The sequence below is a fragment of the Flavobacterium potami genome (assembly GCF_020026915.1).
GTDB classification, from domain to species: domain Bacteria; phylum Bacteroidota; class Bacteroidia; order Flavobacteriales; family Flavobacteriaceae; genus Flavobacterium; species Flavobacterium potami.
This window is the reverse complement of sequence record NZ_JAINUY010000008.1, coordinates 96064-116357: the sequence shown is the minus strand read 5'-3', so window position 1 is coordinate 116357 and position 20294 is coordinate 96064. Positions and strand designations below refer to the sequence as shown.

The 20294-nt window shown below is 33.6% G+C and carries 17 protein-coding genes; 6 read left to right on the top strand and 11 right to left on the bottom strand.

The window, feature by feature from the left end; all coding sequences use genetic code 11:
* Window positions 1-87 precede the first annotated feature (87 nt).
* The gene (locus K6T82_RS21090) at window positions 88-678 is read left to right on the top strand and encodes a thymidine kinase (protein ID WP_095928508.1); all 591 of its coding nucleotides are present in this window, start codon (window positions 88-90) and stop codon (window positions 676-678) included.
* A 27-nt stretch (window positions 679-705) separates the two neighbouring features.
* Entirely contained in the window at window positions 706-1125 is a 420-nt protein-coding gene (locus tag K6T82_RS21085; RefSeq protein ID WP_223710345.1) for a hypothetical protein, read from the top strand.
* Between the two features lie 426 nt (window positions 1126-1551).
* On the opposite strand, the gene rpoN is transcribed toward K6T82_RS21085, so the two are convergent.
* The 3 genes from rpoN to K6T82_RS21070 form a co-directional block, all read right to left on the bottom strand.
* Window positions 1552-3012, bottom strand: coding sequence for an RNA polymerase factor sigma-54 (rpoN, locus tag K6T82_RS21080; RefSeq protein ID WP_223710343.1), 1461 nt, complete (start codon window positions 3010-3012; stop codon window positions 1552-1554).
* A gap of 147 nt (window positions 3013-3159) precedes the next feature.
* Complete coding sequence (gene asnS / locus K6T82_RS21075; RefSeq protein WP_223710341.1) at window positions 3160-4605, bottom strand: asparagine--tRNA ligase; 1446 nt, start codon at window positions 4603-4605, stop codon at window positions 3160-3162.
* Window positions 4606-4800: 195 nt separating this feature from the next.
* Window positions 4801-7167 (bottom strand): efflux RND transporter permease subunit, encoded by a 2367-nt coding sequence (locus K6T82_RS21070; RefSeq protein WP_223710339.1) that lies wholly within the window; start codon window positions 7165-7167, stop codon window positions 4801-4803.
* Between the two features lie 210 nt (window positions 7168-7377).
* Between K6T82_RS21070 and K6T82_RS21065 the strand changes: the two genes are divergently transcribed.
* From K6T82_RS21065 to K6T82_RS21055, 3 genes are all read left to right on the top strand, one after another.
* Window positions 7378-8139 carry a sensor histidine kinase gene (locus K6T82_RS21065; protein WP_223710337.1) on the top strand — a complete coding sequence of 254 codons (762 nt, stop codon included), beginning with the start codon at window positions 7378-7380 and terminating at the stop codon, window positions 8137-8139.
* Window positions 8102-8821: a LytR/AlgR family response regulator transcription factor gene (locus K6T82_RS21060; protein WP_223710335.1), complete on the top strand. Its 720-nt coding sequence runs from the start codon at window positions 8102-8104 to the stop codon at window positions 8819-8821. The genes K6T82_RS21065 and K6T82_RS21060 overlap by 38 nt, the downstream gene beginning before the upstream one ends.
* 115 nt (window positions 8822-8936) lie before the next feature.
* Window positions 8937-11207 (top strand): cation:proton antiporter, encoded by a 2271-nt coding sequence (locus tag K6T82_RS21055; RefSeq protein WP_223710333.1) that lies wholly within the window; start codon window positions 8937-8939, stop codon window positions 11205-11207.
* A gap of 228 nt (window positions 11208-11435) precedes the next feature.
* On the opposite strand, the gene K6T82_RS21050 is transcribed toward K6T82_RS21055, so the two are convergent.
* The 3 genes from K6T82_RS21050 to pyrH form a co-directional block, all read right to left on the bottom strand.
* Window positions 11436-13931, bottom strand: coding sequence for a DUF5686 family protein (locus tag K6T82_RS21050; RefSeq protein WP_223710331.1), 2496 nt, complete (start codon window positions 13929-13931; stop codon window positions 11436-11438).
* A gap of 118 nt (window positions 13932-14049) precedes the next feature.
* The gene (gene frr / locus K6T82_RS21045; RefSeq protein WP_184159515.1) at window positions 14050-14613 is read right to left on the bottom strand and encodes a ribosome recycling factor; all 564 of its coding nucleotides are present in this window, start codon (window positions 14611-14613) and stop codon (window positions 14050-14052) included.
* A 73-nt stretch (window positions 14614-14686) separates the two neighbouring features.
* A complete protein-coding gene (gene pyrH, locus K6T82_RS21040) occupies window positions 14687-15394 on the bottom strand; it encodes a UMP kinase (RefSeq protein WP_223710329.1) in 708 nt (235 codons plus the stop codon).
* A 394-nt stretch (window positions 15395-15788) separates the two neighbouring features.
* Between pyrH and K6T82_RS21035 the strand changes: the two genes are divergently transcribed.
* A complete protein-coding gene (locus K6T82_RS21035) occupies window positions 15789-16406 on the top strand; it encodes a thioredoxin family protein (RefSeq protein WP_223710327.1) in 618 nt (205 codons plus the stop codon).
* 346 nt (window positions 16407-16752) lie between these two features.
* On the opposite strand, the gene truB is transcribed toward K6T82_RS21035, so the two are convergent.
* The 5 genes from truB to K6T82_RS21010 form a co-directional block, all read right to left on the bottom strand.
* The gene (gene truB / locus K6T82_RS21030; protein ID WP_223710324.1) at window positions 16753-17442 is read right to left on the bottom strand and encodes a tRNA pseudouridine(55) synthase TruB; all 690 of its coding nucleotides are present in this window, start codon (window positions 17440-17442) and stop codon (window positions 16753-16755) included.
* Window positions 17442-18239, bottom strand: coding sequence for an undecaprenyl-diphosphate phosphatase (locus tag K6T82_RS21025; RefSeq protein ID WP_223710322.1), 798 nt, complete (start codon window positions 18237-18239; stop codon window positions 17442-17444). Before K6T82_RS21025 ends, truB begins: the two co-directional genes overlap by 1 nt.
* A gap of 78 nt (window positions 18240-18317) precedes the next feature.
* The gene (locus K6T82_RS21020) at window positions 18318-18575 is read right to left on the bottom strand and encodes a DUF3098 domain-containing protein (protein WP_223710319.1); all 258 of its coding nucleotides are present in this window, start codon (window positions 18573-18575) and stop codon (window positions 18318-18320) included.
* A gap of 25 nt (window positions 18576-18600) precedes the next feature.
* Window positions 18601-19476, bottom strand: a complete 876-nt coding sequence (locus K6T82_RS21015) for a cell division protein FtsX (RefSeq protein WP_223710316.1) — start codon at window positions 19474-19476, stop codon at window positions 18601-18603.
* 381 nt (window positions 19477-19857) lie between these two features.
* Complete coding sequence (locus K6T82_RS21010) at window positions 19858-20238, bottom strand: winged helix-turn-helix domain-containing protein (RefSeq protein ID WP_223710314.1); 381 nt, start codon at window positions 20236-20238, stop codon at window positions 19858-19860.
* Between the last annotated feature and the right edge of the window lie 56 nt (window positions 20239-20294).

Sequence of the window (20294 nt, the reverse complement as noted above, 5' to 3'; positions counted from 1 at the left end):
AAATGTAAAACAACACATTTTTACGTCGATTTATTACCAGTACAAAGTAATAAAAACTATTCATTTTTAAAGGCAGAAAAATACAAAATGTTTCTCGAAAATACAGTAAATCACAAAGAACAATTTGGGTGGATTGAAGTTATTTGTGGATCAATGTTTTCGGGTAAAACCGAAGAGCTGATTCGTAGATTAAAACGCGCTCAATTTGCCAAACAAAGAGTTGAAATCTTCAAACCCGCTATTGATACCCGCTATCATGACGAAATGGTAGTGTCTCATGATGCCAACGAAATTCGCTCTACGCCAGTTCCGGCAGCTGCCAATATTTTGATTTTGGCACAAGGTTGTGATGTAATTGGTATTGACGAAGCTCAGTTTTTTGATGACGAAATTATTACCGTTTGTAATGATCTAGCCAATCAGGGAATCCGTGTAATTGTGGCTGGTTTGGATATGGATTTTAAAGGAAATCCGTTTGGACCAATGCCCGGACTAATGGCAACTGCAGAATATGTAACGAAAGTTCATGCCGTTTGCACCAGAACTGGAAACCTAGCGAATTATAGTTTTAGAAAAACTGCAAATGATAAATTGGTAATGCTTGGAGAAACCGAAGAATATGAGCCACTTAGCCGTGCAGCGTATTTTAATGCCATGAAAAAAAATCAGGAAAAATAAATTCAATAATCAATTTATAAGCTCAATATGAGAAAGTCAACCATTTTATTATTAGTATTAATTGGAATTGCAGTTGCTTTAGTAGCTTATTTTCAGTTTTATCTTGACGAAAATGCCGAAGAAGTAAATACAGAAGTGGCAGAATTGGTTGCGAAATACAATAAAAGTTGTCCATTAAATATCCAAGAAGGAATGCGTTTAGACAGTGTAAGTCTTCCAGAGACAAGAGTGGTTCAGTATAATTTAACTTTATTGAATGTTGCAAAAGAAACCGCTGAGGTAAATGTGATTAAAGAAGAAATTGAAAAAAGCTTGATCAGCACAGCAAAAGCAAATCCAGGATTACAGGTTTTTAGAGACAACGATTATGATTTGATTTATCATTACAGCGATAAAAAGAAAGCATTTTTATTTGATGTGAAGATTCAGCCAGATCAATATAAATAAAGACTTTATTGATATTAGAGTTAACCCGACAGGTTTTAAAAACCTGTCGGGTTTTTTTGTGTTTGTTGAATAATTTAAATAGGGTAACATAATAATCAAGACAACTCGTGTAGAACACGTAAATTGTGTAAATCGTGAAAATTGTGAAATCCGTGTCAACCGTATCAACGGTGTCAACCGGACTGAAGTCCGGCCCTACAATATACATAGAGCCTCCGGCTCTTTTCTGGTTCCGGAGGAACATACCATATTGTAGGGCTGGACTTCAGTCCAGTTTAGGATGTGAAATATCAAAATATGGAAATAGGGAAAATGTGGAAGATGTGGAAGATGTGAGGAAGAGAAAAAAAAGAACCCCGACAGATTTAATTTGTCGGGGTTTCCTTTTAAATGAACTTATGTTTCTTATATGGTTTAAAAAGAAAATTAGATTTTCTTTCTCATTCTCGCTACCGGAATATCAAGTTGTTCACGATATTTTGCAATTGTTCTTCTAGCAATTGGATATCCTTTTTCTTTTAAGATTTCGGCCAATTGATCGTCTGGAAGAGGTTTTCTTTTATCTTCTTCCTCAATTGTATTTTGAAGAATTTTTTTGATTTCAAGAGTAGAAACATCTTCTCCTTGATCGTTTTTCATTGCTTCAGAGAAGAATTCTTTAATAAGTTTTGTTCCGTATGGAGTTTCCACATATTTGCTGTTTGCCACACGCGAAATCGTCGAAATATCCAAACCAACCATATCTGCAATGTCTTTTAAGATCATTGGTTTTAGTTTGGTTTCGTCGCCGTCTAAGAAATATTCTTCTTGATAATGCATAATCGCATTCATGGTTACAAAAAGCGTTTCCTGACGCTGTCTGATCGCATCGATAAACCATTTTGCTGAATCCAGTTTTTGTTTGATAAACTGAACCGCATCTTTTTGAGCAGTCGATTTATCACGAGATTCTTTATACGTCTGCATCATTTCCTGATAATCTTTAGAAACGTGTAGAGAAGGAGCATTACGGCCGTTTAAAGTCAGTTCCAATTCTCCGTCAACAATTCTGATTGCGAAGTCTGGGACAACATTTTCGGTAACTTTATTATTTCCTGTAAAAGAGCCACCTGGTTTTGGATTCAAACGTTCAATTTCGTGAATTGCTTTTTTAAGCTGTTCGTTCGAAATGCTGTATTTCTGTAAAAGTTTATCATAATGTTTCTTCGTAAAAGCATCAAACTGATTTTCGATAATGTCAATTGCTAAATCAACATATTCGGTCGGTGTTTTGTGCTTTAATTGAAGCAATAAACATTCCTGCAAATCGCGCGCACCAACTCCCGAAGGCTCTAATTCGTGAATTACCGTCATCATTTTTTCGACCATTGCTTCATCAGTGTAAATTCCCTGAGTGAAGGCCATATCGTCAACAATGTCTGGAATGCTTCTGCGGATATAACCCATGTCATCGATACTTCCTACTAAGAACTCAGCGATTTCGCGCTCTTCATCATTCAAAATAAAAGTATTCAACTGATTGATTAAATCCTGATGAAAACTAATCGGAGCCGCAAAAGGTGTTTCGCGTTCTTCGTCATCACTGTAATTGTTTACCTGAGTTTTATAATCAGGCGTATCGTCGTCGCTTAAGTATTCATCGATGTTAATGTCGTCTGCTTCGATTCTGTCAGATTCATTATCATCATAATCGTCGTAGTCGTCATTAGCGTATTCATCAGCTTCGTATTCGTCTTCTTTTCCAGCTTCAAGCGCCGGATTTTCGTTCATTTCTTCTAATAAACGTTGTTCAAAAGCTTGCGTAGGCAATTGAATTAACTTCATCAGCTGAATTTGCTGTGGAGATAATTTTTGAGATAATTTTAAATTTAAAAATTGCTTTAGCATCTGTTTTTGTTAAAAGTTTCAAGTTTCAAGTTTCAAGTTGAAGAACGTGCTACAACTCGAAACCTGAAACCTGAAACAAATATTATTATTTTAGTTCAAGATCCAATAACTTGAAACCTGAAACTTGAAACATTTTAAACTAATCGATTAAAACTCCGCGCTTCCAGGAGTTCTTGGGAAAGGAATTACGTCTCTAATGTTTGTCATTCCTGTAACAAACAATACCAAACGCTCAAATCCTAAACCGAAACCTGCGTGTGTTGCAGAACCAAATCTTCTTGTATCTAAGTACCAGTATAATTCTTCTTTGTCAATTCCAAGTGCTTCCATTTTCTGAACTAGAACATCGTAACGCTCTTCTCTTTCAGAACCACCAACGATTTCTCCAATTCCAGGGAAAAGGATATCCATGGCACGAACCGTTTCTCTTCCTGGTTCTGTGTTGTCGTTCAAACGCATGTAAAACGCTTTAATGTTTGCTGGGTAATCGTATAAAATTACCGGACATTTAAAGTGTTTTTCTACTAAATAACGCTCGTGTTCTGATTGTAAATCCGCTCCCCATTCTGTGATTAGGTATTGGAATTTCTTCTTTTTATTTGGAGTTGAATCTCTTAAAATGTCGATTGCTTCAGTATAAGAAACACGTTTGAAGTTGTTTTCTAAAACAAAGTTTAGTTTTTCCAACAATGCCATTTCGCTTCTTTCTGCCTGTGGTTTTGATTTTTCTTCTTCCAAAAGTCTTCCTTCTAAGAAAGCTAAATCGTCTTTACAGTTGTCTAAAGCATATTTAATTACATACTGAATAAAATCTTCAGCCAAATCCATGTTGTCATCCAAGTCGTTGAAAGCAACTTCAGGCTCGATCATCCAGAATTCTGCCAAGTGACGAGAAGTGTTTGAGTTTTCTGCTCTAAACGTTGGTCCAAAAGTATAAATCTGACCCAAAGCCATTGCAAAAGTTTCACCTTCTAATTGTCCAGAAACTGTAAGGTTTGTATGTTTTCCGAAGAAATCTTTTTTGAAATCGATGTTTCCTTCTTCATTTTTAGGAAGATTGTCAAGTGGCAAAGATGTTACTTGGAACATTTCTCCAGCACCTTCAGCATCAGCTCCAGTAATGATTGGCGTGTTTACATAAACGAAACCTTTTTGTTGGAAATAGCTGTGAACCGCATAAGACAATACCGAACGCACACGCATAATCGCACCAAAAGCATTTGTACGTACGCGCAAGTGAGCGTTTTCACGTAAAAATTCTAAAGAGTGTTTTTTAGGTTGCATTGGGAATTTCTCAGCATCAGAATCTCCAAGAATTTCCAATTTAGAAACCTGAATTTCGTATTTCTGACCAGCACCTTTACTTTCAACCAAAGTTCCAATTACAGAAACGGCAGCTCCAGTAGTGATTCTTTTTAAAGTTTCTTCTGGTGTATTTTCAAAATCAACAACACATTGAATATTATTAATTGTAGAACCGTCATTTAAAGCGATGAACTGATTATTTCTAAAAGTTCTCACCCAACCTTTTGCATTCACTTCCTGTAACGTCGTCGTACTGTTTAATAAGTCTCTAACTTTTGTGTGTTTCATTTTTATATATAATTGATATTAAGTAATATTCATTTTGAACAACTGCAAATATAATCGATATTAATTAATTTGAGAAGTTGTTTAGTGCTCCTTTTGTTGTTCTGATAATTGTTCGTGTAAATTATAAGCCACGAATTCACGAATTATTTGTGTTTTATTCGTGAATTCGTGGCAGATATTTTTTTGGATGAAGAATTACTTCTGCAAATTCTCCAAATCCTCTTTCTTCGTTTTTTTCTTTTCGAAAGTTAAAACCAGCGATGGTAAAACTACCAAGTTAGCAAACATAGCGAAAACCAAAGTACAAGAAATTAATCCTCCTAAAGCAATTGTTCCGCTGAAACTTGATAGTGTGAAAGTCGCAAAACCTAAAATTAAAACGATAGAAGTATAGAAAGTACTTACTCCCGTTTCTCTTAAAGCGCTGAAAACAGATTTTTTTACTTTTCCTTTATTTTGAGTCAATTCGTCTTTGTATTTCGCCATAAACTGAATGGCATTATCAACCGAGATTCCGAAAGCGATACTAAATACTAAAATCGTTGATGGTTTTAACGGAATTCCGAAATAACCCATTAATCCAGAAGTAATACAAAGCGGTAAAATATTCGTAATCAAAGAAGCCGCTACCATTTTGAAAGAACGGAATAAATACAGCATCAAAAATGCAATAGTTGCAATTGCAAAAAGCAACGATTCGATTAAGTTGTGAGCCAAATAAGTTGTTCCTTTCTGGAAAACCAATGCTTTTCCTGTAATCGTAACTTCAAAACGGTCTTTTGGGAAAATCTCGTCGATTTTTTTACGAAGTTTTCCTTCTACTTTCGCCATTTCATCAGTTCCAATGTCTTTCATGAAAGTCGTGATTCGTGCGTATTGTCCAGTCGAATCAACGTAAGCTTTCATTAGATTTTCTTTGCTGTTTTTAGTCGCATTTTTAGCATAACTCAAAATAAAAGTCTGCTCTTGCGAAGTCGGCAATTGATAATATTCCGGGTTTCCGTTGTAGAAAGCCTGTTTAGAATATTTCACCAAGTTTACTACAGAAACTGGTTTTGCCAATTCTGGAATTTCAGAAATTGTATTCTGCAATTCATCCATTTTACGAATTGTAGAAGCCTTCATAACACCTTTTTTCTTTTTGGTATCCACCATAATTTCAAGAGGCATTACTCCGTTAAACTCTTTTTCGTAGAATAAAATATCTTTAAAGAAAGAAGCACTTTTTGGCATTTCACCAATCAAACTTCCTGAAACTTTCATTTGTCTCACTCCATTCAAACTTACAAGAAATAGAACAGCGTAAATACAATAAACAATTGTCTTTTTGCCTTTAACGATTGTTGTAACTGTATTTAAAAGTGTAGAAATATAAGTTTTGTCTAAGTGATATAAATGCTTCGCTTTTGGCAACGGCATAAAACTGTAAATAATTGGCACGATAAAAAGTGTCAGAGTATAAACAGAAAGCACGTTGATAGAAGTTACTAATCCGAATTCAAAAAGCAATTCGTTTCCTGTAATCATCAAGGTTGCAAAACCAATGGCAGCCGTTAAATTGGTCATAAAAGTCGAATGTCCAATTTTTGAAATTACACGTTGTAAAGCTTTTGCCTGATTGTTATGAATTTTAATTTCCTGCTGGTATTTATTAATCAAGAAAATACAGTTTGTAATTCCGATTACGATAATTAGCGGTGGAATAATAGCGGTTAAAATCGTGATTTTATATCCAAATAATCCAAGTGTTCCAAACGACCAAGTTACGCCAACAATCAAGATGCAAATCGAAATAAATGTAGCTCTAAACGAACGGAAAAAGAAAAAGAAAATCAATGAAACGGTCAATAAAGACGCTCCAATAAAAAGTCCGATTTCACCTTTCATATTATCCGCATTGATCGTTCTGATATACGGCATTCCAGAAACTTTCAAATCAATTCCTGTTGTTTTTTCGAATTTATTGATTTTCGGAACCAGGTTTTCAAGAATAAAAGTTTTTCTGTTCGCAGTATTTACCAAGTTTTTATTGATGTAAACCGCAGAACGAATACTTCCGCTTTCTTTATTGAACAAAAGTCCTTCGTAAAATGGCAAATTGTTAAACAATTCGTGCTGAATTCCTTTTAAATAAACAGGATCTAGAACTTTACTTTGATCAATAAAAGGCGCTAAAACAAATTTTTCGTTAACCGTATCTTTTTCTAATTTTTTCAAATCATTTAAAGAAACTATCAAATCAACTTCTTTAGATTTTTTTAAACCTGTCATCAATTCATTCCAAGCTGCGTAGTTTTTTGGAGTAAAGAATTTAGGATCTTTAAAACCAATAACGATAAGATTTCCTTCTTCGCCAAACTTATCAAGGAATTTTTGATAATCTTTATTTGCAATATGATCTTTAGGAAGCAGGTTTGCTTCAGTATAAGTCATTGCAAGGTTTTTCCATTGGTAACCAAAAAAAAGCGTTAAAGCAGAAAGTATAACCAGAATCGTAATTCGGTTTTTAAGTATGATTCGGGCCAATTTTTCCCAAAATCCAACTTGAATAGTGTTTTTCATAACATCTTTAAAAAATGGATGCAAATGTAGTGAAAAGAGCTCGAAATCATAAAAAATCCATTGTATTTTACTTAATGTTAACACAAATTGGAAAGCTTTTTAACAGCTATAATTTTTCAAGTTTTTGTTATAGAACCGTTAGGTTTTCTCATATTTGTATTGAAATACCGAAATTCGATTGCATAACTTTGGAAAAAATAAAATATCTCGATGCAACAAAACAATACACTTATTTTTATTTTTCTGGCAATTTTATTGCTTTTAGTTGTCATCATTTGTTTTATGATTTATCAATTAATGCAAACTAAAAAAGCAAAAGAAAATGCCGAAAAGAGTTTTTATGCTTTAGAATCTAAAGTAAACGATTTACAGCTCGAAAACTTAGAATCAAAACTAAATCCACATTTGTTTAAGAATATTCTAAATTCGATTCAGTCGCACGCCTATCAAACTTATTTTGCTTTGGATAAACTGGCGAATGTCCTGGATTATATTTTGTACGAAAGCAAAAAGAAATTTGTCACAGCTAAAGAAGAAATTGATTTTGCATTGAATTTGATAGAAATCAATAAAATAAAAATCAGTCCGCTTTTTGAATTAAAAGTCAAAACCAATATCAATCAAGAAGACAAATTGTACGATCAACCTTTATTGGCGCCCTTGATTTCTATTGATTTAATCGAAAATGCTTTTAAACACGCCGATCTTCAAAGTGCAGATGCTTTTATTTCTGTTGTTTTTGAGTTTAAAGACAATGCCTTTTATATGACGGTTTCAAACAAAATCTCGGATAAAAAAATGCTCAAAAAAGAACGAGGAGGTATAGGTCATAAAACACTCGAACATCGTCTTCGTATTATTTATAAGAATAATTTCAAACTCGATAAGTTTATAGAAAACGATGTTTATATAGCTCATCTAAAAATTGATTTACTTGAATACAAAACTGAAATGCTTGCTTCTGGACGATGAACTTCCAGGATTGACGTACTTGAAAATGCTTTGCGAACAAATTCCGGAACTGGAAATTGTGAAAACCTGCAACGATCCTGAAAAATTGCTGTCTGATTTTGCTAATCTAGATTTCGATTTGTTGATTTCGGATATAGAAATGCCGGGAATCGACGGACTTCATTTGGCCGAAAAACTGCAGGACAAATTGGTAATTTTCTGTACGGCTTATAAAGATTATGCAGCAGAAGCTTTTAATATTGATGCTGTCGATTACATTACAAAACCGGTAAAATTAGAACGCCTTCAAAAAGCAATTACAAAAGCTTTAGAACGTTTTGAAAAATCGAATTCGGCTAAAAAGTTTATTCAGCTGAATACCGATAAAGGAAAAACGTTGCTTTATTTCAATAAAATTCAATACATCAAAACGGCTTTAAGCGATAGTCGTGATAAAATGGTTTTGCTTACAGATGGTAGTTTTTTGAATCTTAAAAATGTTAAATTTGATACGCTTTTGAATGAATTGCCAGATGCTGATTTTTGTAGGGTTAATAAAAAAGAAATCGTAGCGGTCAAGGCCATTAAGTTTTTTAATCATAACGAAATTGTCCTGCATCATTTGGAAGAAAACAGCAAAAACACAACTTTAATCCTAAGCGAAACCTATCGTTCTGATTTTTTAAAGAAAGTAAAATTATAGATCTTATTACAAATTTTTCCCGACTTGTTACATAAGGCCAAAATAAAGCTAATATTTACTTCCTCACGTAAAGCCCAGTTCTGATATTTGCCGCATTAAATAAAAAGAACGAGTTATGAATAAAATTAAGAACTCTCTATTCTATGTTACAATCATTGGAGGCTTTACGGCATTAATATATTGGGTTATTTCAAAAGGCGCATCATTAGAAGTGGGGCGCAATGTTGTTAAGAAACAAATAGAAAGTAATCATTGGAATGATTTTCTTCATTCAATGGCAGAAAACCTGCAACATCCACTAGCAATTTTACTGGCGCAAATCGTTACGATTATTTTGGTAGCAAGATTATTTGGGTGGTTTTTTAGAAAAATCGGACAACCATCTGTAATTGGTGAAATGATTGCCGGAATTGTATTAGGCCCCTCTTTGGTCGGAATGTATTTTCCAGAGTTTTCGGCATTATTATTTCCAAAGGAATCTTTAGGGAATTTACAGTTTTTAAGTCAAATCGGTTTGATTCTTTTCATGTTCGTGATTGGAATGGAATTGGATTTAAAGGTTTTAAAAAATAAAGCTCATGATGCGGTAGTTATTAGTCACGCCAGTATCGTTATTCCGTTTGCATTAGGATTAGTGCTAGCTTATTTTATCTACGGAACTTTTGCGCCGCTAGGTGTAGCGTTTTCTTCCTTCGGATTATTCATGGGAATTGCAATGAGTATTACTGCTTTTCCGGTCTTGGCAAGAATTGTTCAGGAAAGAGGAATGCAGAAAACCAAATTAGGAACAATTGCGATTACTTGCGCCGCCGCAGACGATATTACGGCTTGGTGTATTTTGGCTGTTGTAATTGCAATTGTAAAAGCAGGTTCGCTCGCAAGCTCTTTGTATGTAATTGGAATGGCAATTCTGTATGTAATTATTATGCTGAAAATTGTTCGTCCGTTCTTAAAAAGAGTAGGTGATTTAAATTCGACAAGAGAAAGTTTGAACAAACCTGTTGTGGCAATTTTCTTTATCACCTTATTGATTTCTGCATATGCATCAGAATTAATCGGAATTCACGCTTTGTTTGGTGCTTTCTTGGCTGGAGCAATCATGCCTGAGAATAACAGATTCAGAAATATATTTATCGAAAAAGTAGAAGACGTTTCTATTATTGTTTTATTGCCGTTATTCTTTGTCTTTACAGGTTTACGTACGCAAATTGGATTGTTAAACGATCCTGAATTGTGGAAAATTACTGGTTTGATCATTTTGGTTGCCGTAGTTGGTAAGTTTTTTGGTAGCGCCTTTGCAGCAAAATTTATGGGACAAAACTGGAAAGACAGTTTAGCCATTGGAGCTCTTATGAATACTCGTGGTTTAATGGAATTGGTAGTGCTTAATATCGGTTATGATCTCGGAGTTTTGTCTACAGAAATTTTCACGATGATGGTCATTATGGCTTTGATAACTACCTTTATGACAGGACCTGCTTTAGATTTCATCGGATTTATTTTTAAAGATAAAATTACAGAGGTTCCGCAGGAAATTGGAACAAAAAGCAAGTTCAAAATTCTATTGTCTTTTGCTACACCGGAACGAGGAAAAAAATTACTTCAAATTGCAAACAGTCTGGTGAAGAAACAAGCAGACAATTCTATTGTTACTGCAATGCATTTGTCTTTAAGTACCGAAATACACTCGTTTGATGTAAAAGAACACGAACGTAAAATGCTCGTTCCAATTATTGAAGAATCGAAACGTTTGAATCAAAATATGATAAGTTTGTTCAAAGTGACAAATGATATTGATTCGGATATTATTGATACAGCAAATCAGGGAGAATATGACCTGTTGTTAGTGGGGTTAGGACAATCTATTTTTGATGGCACGTTGCTAGGAAAGATTCTCGGATTCACCACGCGAATTGTAAATCCAGATCGTTTGATTGATAAGTTTACAGGAAAAGAAGGTTTGTTCGAAAATAACCCGTTTGACGAAAGAACCCGCCATATTATTTCGAAAGCTAAAATGCCAGTTGGAATTTTTATTGATAAAGATTTGGATGAGGTTAATCAGGTTTTTATTCCGATTTTTAGTAAAGAAGATGCCTTTTTAATTGAGTATGCCAAAAAACTAATCAGCAATAACGGATCGCAAATTACAACTTTGGATGCGAGTGGAGAATTAAAAAACATGCGTGATGTTCAGGAAACCATTCGATCGATTGAGCAAATTGCTCCAAATCATATTATGATTATGAATGAAAGAACAATCAAAAAAGAGTTTTTAGAAAGCCAAAACCTCATGATTATTAGTTTGGACAGCTGGAAAAAATTAATTGAATCTCAAAGTATTTGGTTGAATAATACGCCTTCGGTTTTGATTCTTAAGCCATAAATAATTTAAAAATTCAAATTTTTTAAATCCCAAATTCCAAATATTGTTGGAGTTTGGGATTTTTTTTAGCCACGAATTCACGAATTTGTCATTTTTATTTGCGTAGTTTTTCGCCACAAATTGCACAGATTTGCACAAATTAATTGTGTGTAATTAGTGAAATTGGACAATCAAATTTGCGCAAAGTAAATTGGTGTAATTAGTGAAATTCGTGGCAAAAAAAACTTTTTAAAGCCCAAGGTCAAGTACATAAGAAATCTTAACCGCGATATTATCTTCAAATTTCAACAACTGATTTGGGCCATAACGATAAAACCCGCCTAAACCGAAACCTTTAAAAATCTTATTCAATTCAATTCCCGATTCAAAGAAACCTTTGTCTAGTGTTTTGTATTCCGGCCCGACATGCTGTTCAGGATTTTCCATATGTCCCCAAGCCATTCTGGTTACTAAGACCAAAGAAGGACGAACTTTCTTCATTATTTTAATTCTGTCAAAACCATGTTTAATCTGAAAGAACAAATATTGGCTTGAGAAAAATTCATTGAAAAACATGGTTTCAAAACTGTTTCTTCCTGCAAAAGTAATACGTTGAATTACAGTTTCTTTTGTTAGGTTGTTCGGCATCGTATTATACAAATGCGTAATAGGAACATCTCCAGTTGCATAACCGCCTTGCAAAAGTAAACTGGTCTTTTGACCGTTTAAGTATTTTTTCTCGTACTCTGTTTTAAAATCTATTTTGCTGAACTTGAAATCATTTTCCAAAACATTTGGCAAAGATTGCGTAAATTGAAATGTAAACCTAGGAAATCTCTTTTCTGATTCTGTTCTTCCTGTTGGAGTTTGCATATAATCGCTAAAAGGCGCCCAAACAATTGAAGCCATTGCGGTCGTCATGATATAATTAGAGTACAATTGCCCGTTGTAATTAAAAAGATAATCAAATTTAGGTTCAATATGCGTTCTGGCCAATTCGATAATAGCTTCTGTTTTTGGAATAATTTTCGTCTGGACATTGGCTTTCCAACCCGTATAATGATAAAAAGTACTTATATTAATTGGTCTAGGATCGTAGATTTTGAAAACACGTTTGTCCACCGCAAAAACGGTACTCGCAATCTCTCTAACATCATCGGTATAATATCCGTTCAGCCAAGTGTTGGTATATTTGTCTAATAAAACGCCAGAACCCGCGCTGTATTTAAAAACACCATCTTTTGTTCCGTAGGCACCATAACCCTCAATTCTGAAGTTTTTAGAAAGACGATCGTTTGTGATTCCGCCCAAACCAAGTCTGAAACCTTCGTAATTATTATAACTGATGATTTTCTTTAAATCTAAATCAACAGGACCAATAGGATAGAAGCCATTGATGATTTTTCGCCCAATTCCCAAGCGTTTTTCAATTCTGTTTCTTACAGAAAGGCTATCCAATAATAAATACGTTTTTTGACTTTTTAAATCTAGATTTTCTTTGCGATAAGCTTCCCAGAAATTTTCTGGTTTTTTAGCGGCATCGTCGTTAATTTCGATATAAAGCGATGGGTTTTTTATCGGATTATTGGTGTTGAAACGAATGTCAAAACTATTACTTTCAGAGATTAAGTAAGTAAAATCGGAAGCGACTTTTTTTCGTGGTTCGAAATTATCTTCGACATCTCCGTCAAATTGAATTGTTCCACCCAAAATTCTGATATCATCGTCGTTTTTTCCTTTTACAATTTTGAATGTAGTATTGCTTTGAAACCAAATTTTTTCTTTTGGAATATATTCAAATTCATGAATTCCGCTGATGTCCAAAACGCCCTTGATTCGCATTACCGCTTTCGCGACAGCAAAATTTTCTTTGTCAATATACAGTACGCCTTCTAATCCGGATGATTTTCTTTTTGATTTGTTTTTGAAATAAACCATATAAGTATCACGTCCGCGAATGTTTACAGTGTCCAATAATTTATAATTGTAACTCGCTGGTGCATTCGTTGCAATAGGGTTTTCATATTTTGTTTCGAACAGTTCGTATTTCGAATCATAAATAGAAATAGATTGTAGGTTGAAAGCCAGAACTTCGTAAATCGGCTGCTTGAATCCCGCAATTTTAGTTCCTAAAACTGTTTCTTTTAATTTATGATTTCCGAATTGATACTGAGAAACTTTTTCGGTTTGAAATAAATGCTGTTTGCTTATAATTTCCTTGAATTTATAATCCGAAGAATCTATATTAATTTCTTTTTTGTCAAGATTTTTATAAGCGGCAGAAGAATCAATTCGACCGTCAATCGAGTCCGGATTTGCTGTTACAATAAGCTTGTTATACGTTTTATATTCAAAATTATTGAGTTTTTTCTGCGGATCATTGAACGATTTGTTGGCAATAACTTTTCGTATTATTGCTAAAGCGGGATTTTCATTAGAAATAACAACTTCTTTTAAATCATCTGTTTGCTGTACAAGAGAAACGGCGTAAAATGTTTTATTCTTTAATAAAGCGATAGTTTTGGTCTGAAAACCAATATAAGAAACGGTAAGTGTATTTGCCGATGCACTGATTTTGAAAATAAATTTACCGTCAACATCTGTAATGGTGTTATTGTTTTCAGAAGTTGTAATGGTAGCAAACGGAAGAGGTTTATTGTTTGAATCGGTTATGATTCCGTTTATTTGAATTTGCGCCTGAAGAGTAAGCGTAAAAAACAAAGTCAAAAAACAAAATAGCTTCATACAGAATGATATAGTTTCAAAAACGAAAAGAATTTAATTTTCGTATGCAAAAGTATGAATAAAAAAATCCGTCTGGTACATTAACCAAACGGATTTTTAATTTTATCACAAATCTTACTTATACTTTCATGATTTCAGCTTCTTTTAAAGCTAATAATTCATCGATTTTTTTGATGTAAGCGTTTGTTAAGTTTTGAACTTCTTCTTCTGCAGATTTACAAACATCTTCAGAAGTTCCTTCTTTTTCTAGTTTTTTGATATCAGTATTTGCATCCTTACGAGAGTTACGAATACCGATTTTAGCATCTTCTGCTTCAGATTTAGCTTGTTTAGCCAAATCACGACGACGCTCTTCTGTTAATGGTGGTACGCTAATAATAACCATATCACCGTTATTCATTGGGTTGAAACCAATGTTCGCGATTAAGATTGCCTTCTCGATTGCCTGCAGCATATTTTTTTCAAATGGCTGTAATGTAATTGTTCTAGCATCTGGAACACTAATTTTAGATACCTGAGAAAGCGGTGTTTGAGATCCATAGTAATCTACAAATACACCTCCAAGCATAGCCGGAGAAGCTTTTCCTGCACGAATATTAAGAAATTCTTTCTCTAAGTGTGCAATAGTACCGTTCATTGATTCTTCAGTACTTTCTAAAATAAAGTCTATTTCTTCAGTCATTTTTTTTTGTTTTCAGTTTTCATTCTCAGTTTTCAGCAAAAGTCGGCATGCGACTGTAAACTGTTACTGACGACTATATATTTACTACAGTTCCGATGTTTTCGCCGTCGCAGATTTTCAAAAGGTTACCGATTTTGTTCATATCAAAAACAACAATTGGTAATTTGTTTTCCTGGCTTAATGTAAAAGCAGTGGTATCCATAACGTTTAATCCTTTTTTCAGAACATCATCAAAAGTAATAAAGTCGAATTTTACTGCCGAAGCGTTTTTCTCTGGATCAGAATCATAAACACCATCAACACGAGTTCCTTTAAGGATAACATCTGCATTAATTTCGATTCCTCTTAAAACTGCTGCCGTGTCAGTTGTAAAGTATGGATTTCCAGTTCCTGCACCAAAAATGACAATTCTTCCTTTTTCAAGATGACGATCTGCTCTTCTTTTGATGTAAGGTTCTGCAATAGATTCCATTTTTAATGCTGTTTGAAGACGAGTTTTCATCCCTTTATCTTCAAGAGCGCCTTGTAATGCCATTCCGTTTATAACGGTTGCAAGCATTCCCATGTAATCTCCCTGAACTCTATCCATACCGGCACTTGCACCAGCAACGCCTCTAAATATATTTCCTCCTCCAATAACAATGGCGATTTCTACTCCTTTGTCGTGAATCTGCTTGATTTCATCTGCATATTCGGCTAATCTTTTCGGGTCTATACCATATTGTAAATCACCCATCAGCGCTTCGCCGCTAAGTTTTAGAAGAATTCTTTTATATTTCATGTGTGTGTCGCGTTAATTTGTGCAAATATAGACATATTCTGATTTTTAAAAATAATGTTTGCAAAAAATTAATCGAACGTCCTATTTTAGACTTATAAAGTCTCTTAAAGGGATTTGTTTTTTTACCGCAAAGCACGCTAAGAATTTTATCCTAAGTGTTGCAATAGGAAATTATTAAGTTCGCAAAGCTTTATGTTGACAAAGCTTTGCGAACTTAATATTTAGATCTCGCTTGCGCTCCAAATAAAAATGGCTTAGCGTGCTTTGCGGTAAAAACAACAATTTAAAAATTATTGTTGAAAGAAATTAAAATAGACTATTAAATGTGACAAATGTCATTTCTCTGTCATTTCAAAAATTTGTATTTTTATGCTATCCTAAAAATCAATTAAATATGAAAAGCATCGTAGCCAAAGCATTGTTCAATAGTCATCCTTATAGTGAATATAGAAAGATTGTAACCGATTTGTTGTCTGAAGGAAAATCAACTGGAAACGAACAGTCGGAAAGTTTGACCAATTATTCTAAATTGAATGAAGCGAGAATGAACCGTTTAGAAAAAACGATTACCATTTCTTATGATGTTGCGGCTAAACTTCAAAACTTGGACAATCATTATATCTGGTTGGTTCTTTCGGAAGGCTGGTGTGGCGATGCGGCGCAGATTCTTCCAATTTTAAATAAAATGGCTTTGGCTTCCAATAAAAAAATCGATTTAAGAGTAGCATTTCGAGATGAAAATGAAGATTTGATGAGTCATTATTTGACAAATGGCGGAAGGGCAATTCCAAAAGTAATTGTTATTTGTAAAGAAGCCGGAATCGCGCGTACAGATTGGGGACCAAGACCAAAAGGAGCCTCCGAATTAATGGCGAAGCACAAAAGAGAAGTTGGGCCAATTGATGAAAAAATTAAAACAGATTTGCAGTTGTGGTACTTGGCAGATAAAGGAATTTCGGTACAGAATGAGTTGGTAGAAATTATGGAAAATATCAAGTATAATCGACTATAGTTTTGGTTAATGTGTTGACAAACAAATAATTTGGTTGATAAAATTATCTTAAAGTCTTTTTATCTTGAATTGAATTTCGTATCTTAGTATTGCTAACCCACGTCTATTATAACTTTCAGGTTTACTCTTTTTATTGGTGTTTATTTAATGTTTAACAATTAAAAAGTACACTATTATGAAAAAGTTATTCGAAAGGTTTTATGATTTCTTCTCTTCATTTTTATTTGGAGGAAAAAATGTGCCTCATTATTAACTCAGGGAAATAAGTATGCAATAATTTTACTTATCACTTTAGGAACAAGGCACATTACTCCATAAGAAAGTAATGTGCTTTTTTATTTTTTAGCTATTTAAAGCTTTCTTCAAACAAGGTAATATCGATTGCATTTTTAACATCGTAATCGCCAATTTTAGTTCGACGTAAAACGGTTAGATGCGAACCAGAATGCATTGCTTTTCCAAAATCGTAAGCAAGAGAGCGAATGTAAGTTCCTTTAGAACAAACGACTCTAAAATCTACTTCAGGAAGAGCAATTCGGGTAATTTCAAATTCGTGAATTGTGGTTTTTCTACTCGCAATTTCTACAGTTTCTCCCGCACGTGCGTGTTCGTATAAACGGACACCATCTTTTTTAATGGCAGAAAAAATAGGTGGTTTTTGATCAATCTCACCTAAAAATTGTTTTACCGTTTCGTGAATCAAATCTTCGTTGATGTGATCGGTTGGAAAAGTTTGATCAATCTCCGTTTCTAAATCGTATGATGGAGTAGTGGCTCCGATATAAAAAGTTCCAGTATATTCTTTTGCCTGACCTTGTAGTTCGGAAATTTTTTTAGTGAATTTTCCAGTACAGATTAATAAAAGTCCCGTCGCTAAAGGATCTAAAGTTCCCGCGTGACCGATTTTGAACTTTTTAGGAAGTCCGACTTTGTTAATTAAAAGGTATTTTAGCTTATTGACAGCTTGAAACGAACTCCATTTTAATGGTTTATCAATCAATAAAACTTGTCCGTCTAAATATTCTTCAGGTGTCATTATATAATCGTAAGCGGATGAATGAAAAAGTGAATCAATAATAAAATGATTCCAGCAAGGATTCTGTAATATCCAAAAACTTTAAATCCGTTTTTAGTTAAGAATCCGATGAAAGTTTTAATAGCTAAAAGTGCCACAACAAAAGCGACAATGTTTCCAATAACCAGCATGTTTACTTGATCATGAGATAATTCGAAACCTGCTTTATAATAATCGTAACATTTTTTTGCAGTTGCGCCCAACATAGTTGGAACTGCAAGGAAAAATGAAAATTCTGCTGCAGTAGTTCTAGATAATTTTTGAGACATTCCACCAACGATACTCGCTCCACTTCTAGAAACTCCAGGGATCATTGCGAGACATTGAAATAATCCAATTTTTAAGGCTTGCAAATAACTGATTTCCTGAGAAGTTTCAGCTGTGTTTGGATTGTTGAACCATTCGTCAACTTTCAATAAAATAATTCCTCCAATTAAAAGTGAAATCGCAACTGTTACAGGATTTTCTAATAATCCATCAATAAAATCGCTTAATAATAAACCAAAAACGACTGCAGGAATAAAAGCGACTAAAAGTTTAAAGTAAAAATCAAAGGTTTGAAAGAAACGTTTGAAGTATAAAATTACAACCGAAAGTATTGCACCAAGCTGAATTACGATGGTAAAAAGTTTAGTGAAATCATCATGTGCGATTCCAAAAAAAGAAGAGGCAATAATCATGTGTCCAGTCGAAGAAACAGGTAGAAATTCTGTAATTCCTTCAATAATGGCAAGAACAATAGCTTGTAATGTGTTCATTTATAATTTTAGATTTTAGATTTCAGATTTTAGATTGCCCTTCGATTTTGCTAAGGTGACAAAATAATCTTAATCTATTTATTTAGATTTTTTGAATATAGAATAAATCGTGATTCCAAAACCGATTAAAACAGTTGTCGGAGCTAAACGAATACGTCTAAAATTGAAAATTTCTTCGTTAAAAACATTAGGATCTGTACTTCCTCCGCCAGACATTAAGATGAATCCTAATGCAATAACACCAATTCCAATCAATAAGATTTTGTAATTGATTCCGTCAAAAAGGAATTCTTGTTTTCTTTCTTGTACCTGTTGTTCTTTATTGTTGTTTTTCATTTTTATTTTTTTTTAAAATCTAAAATTAATAAAGATCGTCAGTTCTTAAATTCAAGAAACGTTGTGTTGCGAAATGTGTACTTACCCAGGTAATTAAAACTCCTAATCCGAAAACGGCCAATAAAACCAATCCGATTAATGCTTTGTCTTCTAAGATTCCTAAACCAGGGAAATTGGTTTCTACATAAAGTAAAAGTGCAATCAAGGCGATAATTGCTAATCCGGCACCCAACATTCCTAGTTTTACACTTCTGGTTACAAATGGTTTACGGATAAACGCTTTTGTTGCTCCAACCATTTGCATGGTTTTGATGATAAATCTATTAGAATGTATAGAGAGACGAAGTGAGCTATTAATTAATAAAACAGCAATAACAGTCAAGAAACCGCTGATAATCAAAATCCACATACTTACTTTTCTGATGTTGTCATTTACCAGATTTACCAATTGTTTATCGTAAACAATATCTGAAACCATCGCATTTTTACGGAAACGGTTTTCGATTTTAACGATACTGTCTCTTTCAACATAATCAGCTTTTAAGTGAATGTCGTAGGAGTTCAATAATGGGTTTTCTCCTAAAAAGGTCAAGAAATCTTCTCCGATAATATCGGTATGTTCTTTAGCTGCTTTTTCTTTAGAAACATAAACATAAGAAAGCGCAAACGGTGCTCTTTTTAATTCTGTATTAAATGCTTTAACAACGCTGTCATTTGCTTCATTTTTAAAGAAAACGGTCATGGCGATTTTTTCTTTAAAATCATCTGCCAAGTTTTTAGAATTAATGATGAATAATCCTAGCACTCCCAAAAGGAATAATACTAGAAAAACACTTAATACTACCGAAAAATAAGAGGAAATTAACCTGCGCTTTTGAAATTTATCAAAGTTAGAACTCATAGTCTGCTTAAATTATGTGGTAAAAATAATAAAGAATTTCTTTATTTAAAGTTATTAACGAACTTTTATACTATAAATGTACAATTAGATATCAAATAAAAAGTTGATTCTTGTTGGAATTTAATCGCAAAGAACGCAAAGATTTTTTAACGTTTAATGTTATTAACGCAAAGTTTGCAAATCTTAGTGTAACAAAAGTTAGTGAATTTTTAATGCAAAGCACGCAAAGTTTCTTTTTTGAGTGCAAGTAAGATCTAAATATTAAGTTCGCAAAGCTGAGTGTAGATAAAGCTTTGCTTAAATTTAAATTATAAAGAACTTTGCGTTTCTTTGCGTAAATCTTTGCGTGCTTTGCGGTTAAATTTTCTCACAGTTAACCTTTTAAAATTTCAAATTCTGAGTTTCTTTCTGAGCAAATTCCTTAATTCGTTTTTCAACTTCATAAAAAACAGCAATAGCTCTTTCGCCAGCTTCAGTTAATCGCGCGCCACCACCACCTTTTCCGCCTAAAAGTTTTTCAACCAGAGGAGATTCGGCACGCTCATTCATTTCTTGAACCAATTGCCAAGCTTGTCGATAGGCCATTTTCATTTCTTTTGCAGCATTAGTGATCGATCCCGTTTTTTGAATATTTTCTAGAAGCCAGATTTTACCAATTCCAAGAAAAGCGCCGTCAGTTCCTTCAATCCAAACGCGGACTTCAACTTTATATTTCTTATTTTCAGACATAGACTCAGTAGTAAATAAGTATTTTTTAATCACAATAATACGTGTTTTTACTTAACTAAGAATACGTAATAAGTAAAATTATTTGTTTG

Excerpts from the sequence above, each read along its gene's own strand:
- K6T82_RS21090 (WP_095928508.1), top strand. The coding sequence starts at position 88 with ATGTTTCTCGAAAATACAGTAAATCACAAAGAACAATTTGGGTGGATT.
- K6T82_RS21085 (WP_223710345.1), top strand. The coding sequence starts at position 706 with ATGAGAAAGTCAACCATTTTATTATTAGTATTAATTGGAATTGCAGTT.
- rpoN (WP_223710343.1), bottom strand. The coding sequence starts at position 3,012 with ATGCTAAAGCAATTTTTAAATTTAAAATTATCTCAAAAATTATCTCCA.
- asnS (WP_223710341.1), bottom strand. The coding sequence starts at position 4,605 with ATGAAACACACAAAAGTTAGAGACTTATTAAACAGTACGACGACGTTA.
- K6T82_RS21070 (WP_223710339.1), bottom strand. The coding sequence starts at position 7,167 with ATGAAAAACACTATTCAAGTTGGATTTTGGGAAAAATTGGCCCGAATC.
- K6T82_RS21065 (WP_223710337.1), top strand. The coding sequence starts at position 7,378 with ATGCAACAAAACAATACACTTATTTTTATTTTTCTGGCAATTTTATTG.
- K6T82_RS21055 (WP_223710333.1), top strand. The coding sequence starts at position 8,937 with ATGAATAAAATTAAGAACTCTCTATTCTATGTTACAATCATTGGAGGC.
- K6T82_RS21050 (WP_223710331.1), bottom strand. The coding sequence starts at position 13,931 with ATGAAGCTATTTTGTTTTTTGACTTTGTTTTTTACGCTTACTCTTCAG.
- frr (WP_184159515.1), bottom strand. The coding sequence starts at position 14,613 with ATGACTGAAGAAATAGACTTTATTTTAGAAAGTACTGAAGAATCAATG.
- pyrH (WP_223710329.1), bottom strand. The coding sequence starts at position 15,394 with ATGAAATATAAAAGAATTCTTCTAAAACTTAGCGGCGAAGCGCTGATG.
- K6T82_RS21035 (WP_223710327.1), top strand. The coding sequence starts at position 15,789 with ATGAAAAGCATCGTAGCCAAAGCATTGTTCAATAGTCATCCTTATAGT.
- truB (WP_223710324.1), bottom strand. The coding sequence starts at position 17,442 with ATGACACCTGAAGAATATTTAGACGGACAAGTTTTATTGATTGATAAA.
- K6T82_RS21025 (WP_223710322.1), bottom strand. The coding sequence starts at position 18,239 with ATGAACACATTACAAGCTATTGTTCTTGCCATTATTGAAGGAATTACA.
- K6T82_RS21020 (WP_223710319.1), bottom strand. The coding sequence starts at position 18,575 with ATGAAAAACAACAATAAAGAACAACAGGTACAAGAAAGAAAACAAGAA.
- K6T82_RS21015 (WP_223710316.1), bottom strand. The coding sequence starts at position 19,476 with ATGAGTTCTAACTTTGATAAATTTCAAAAGCGCAGGTTAATTTCCTCT.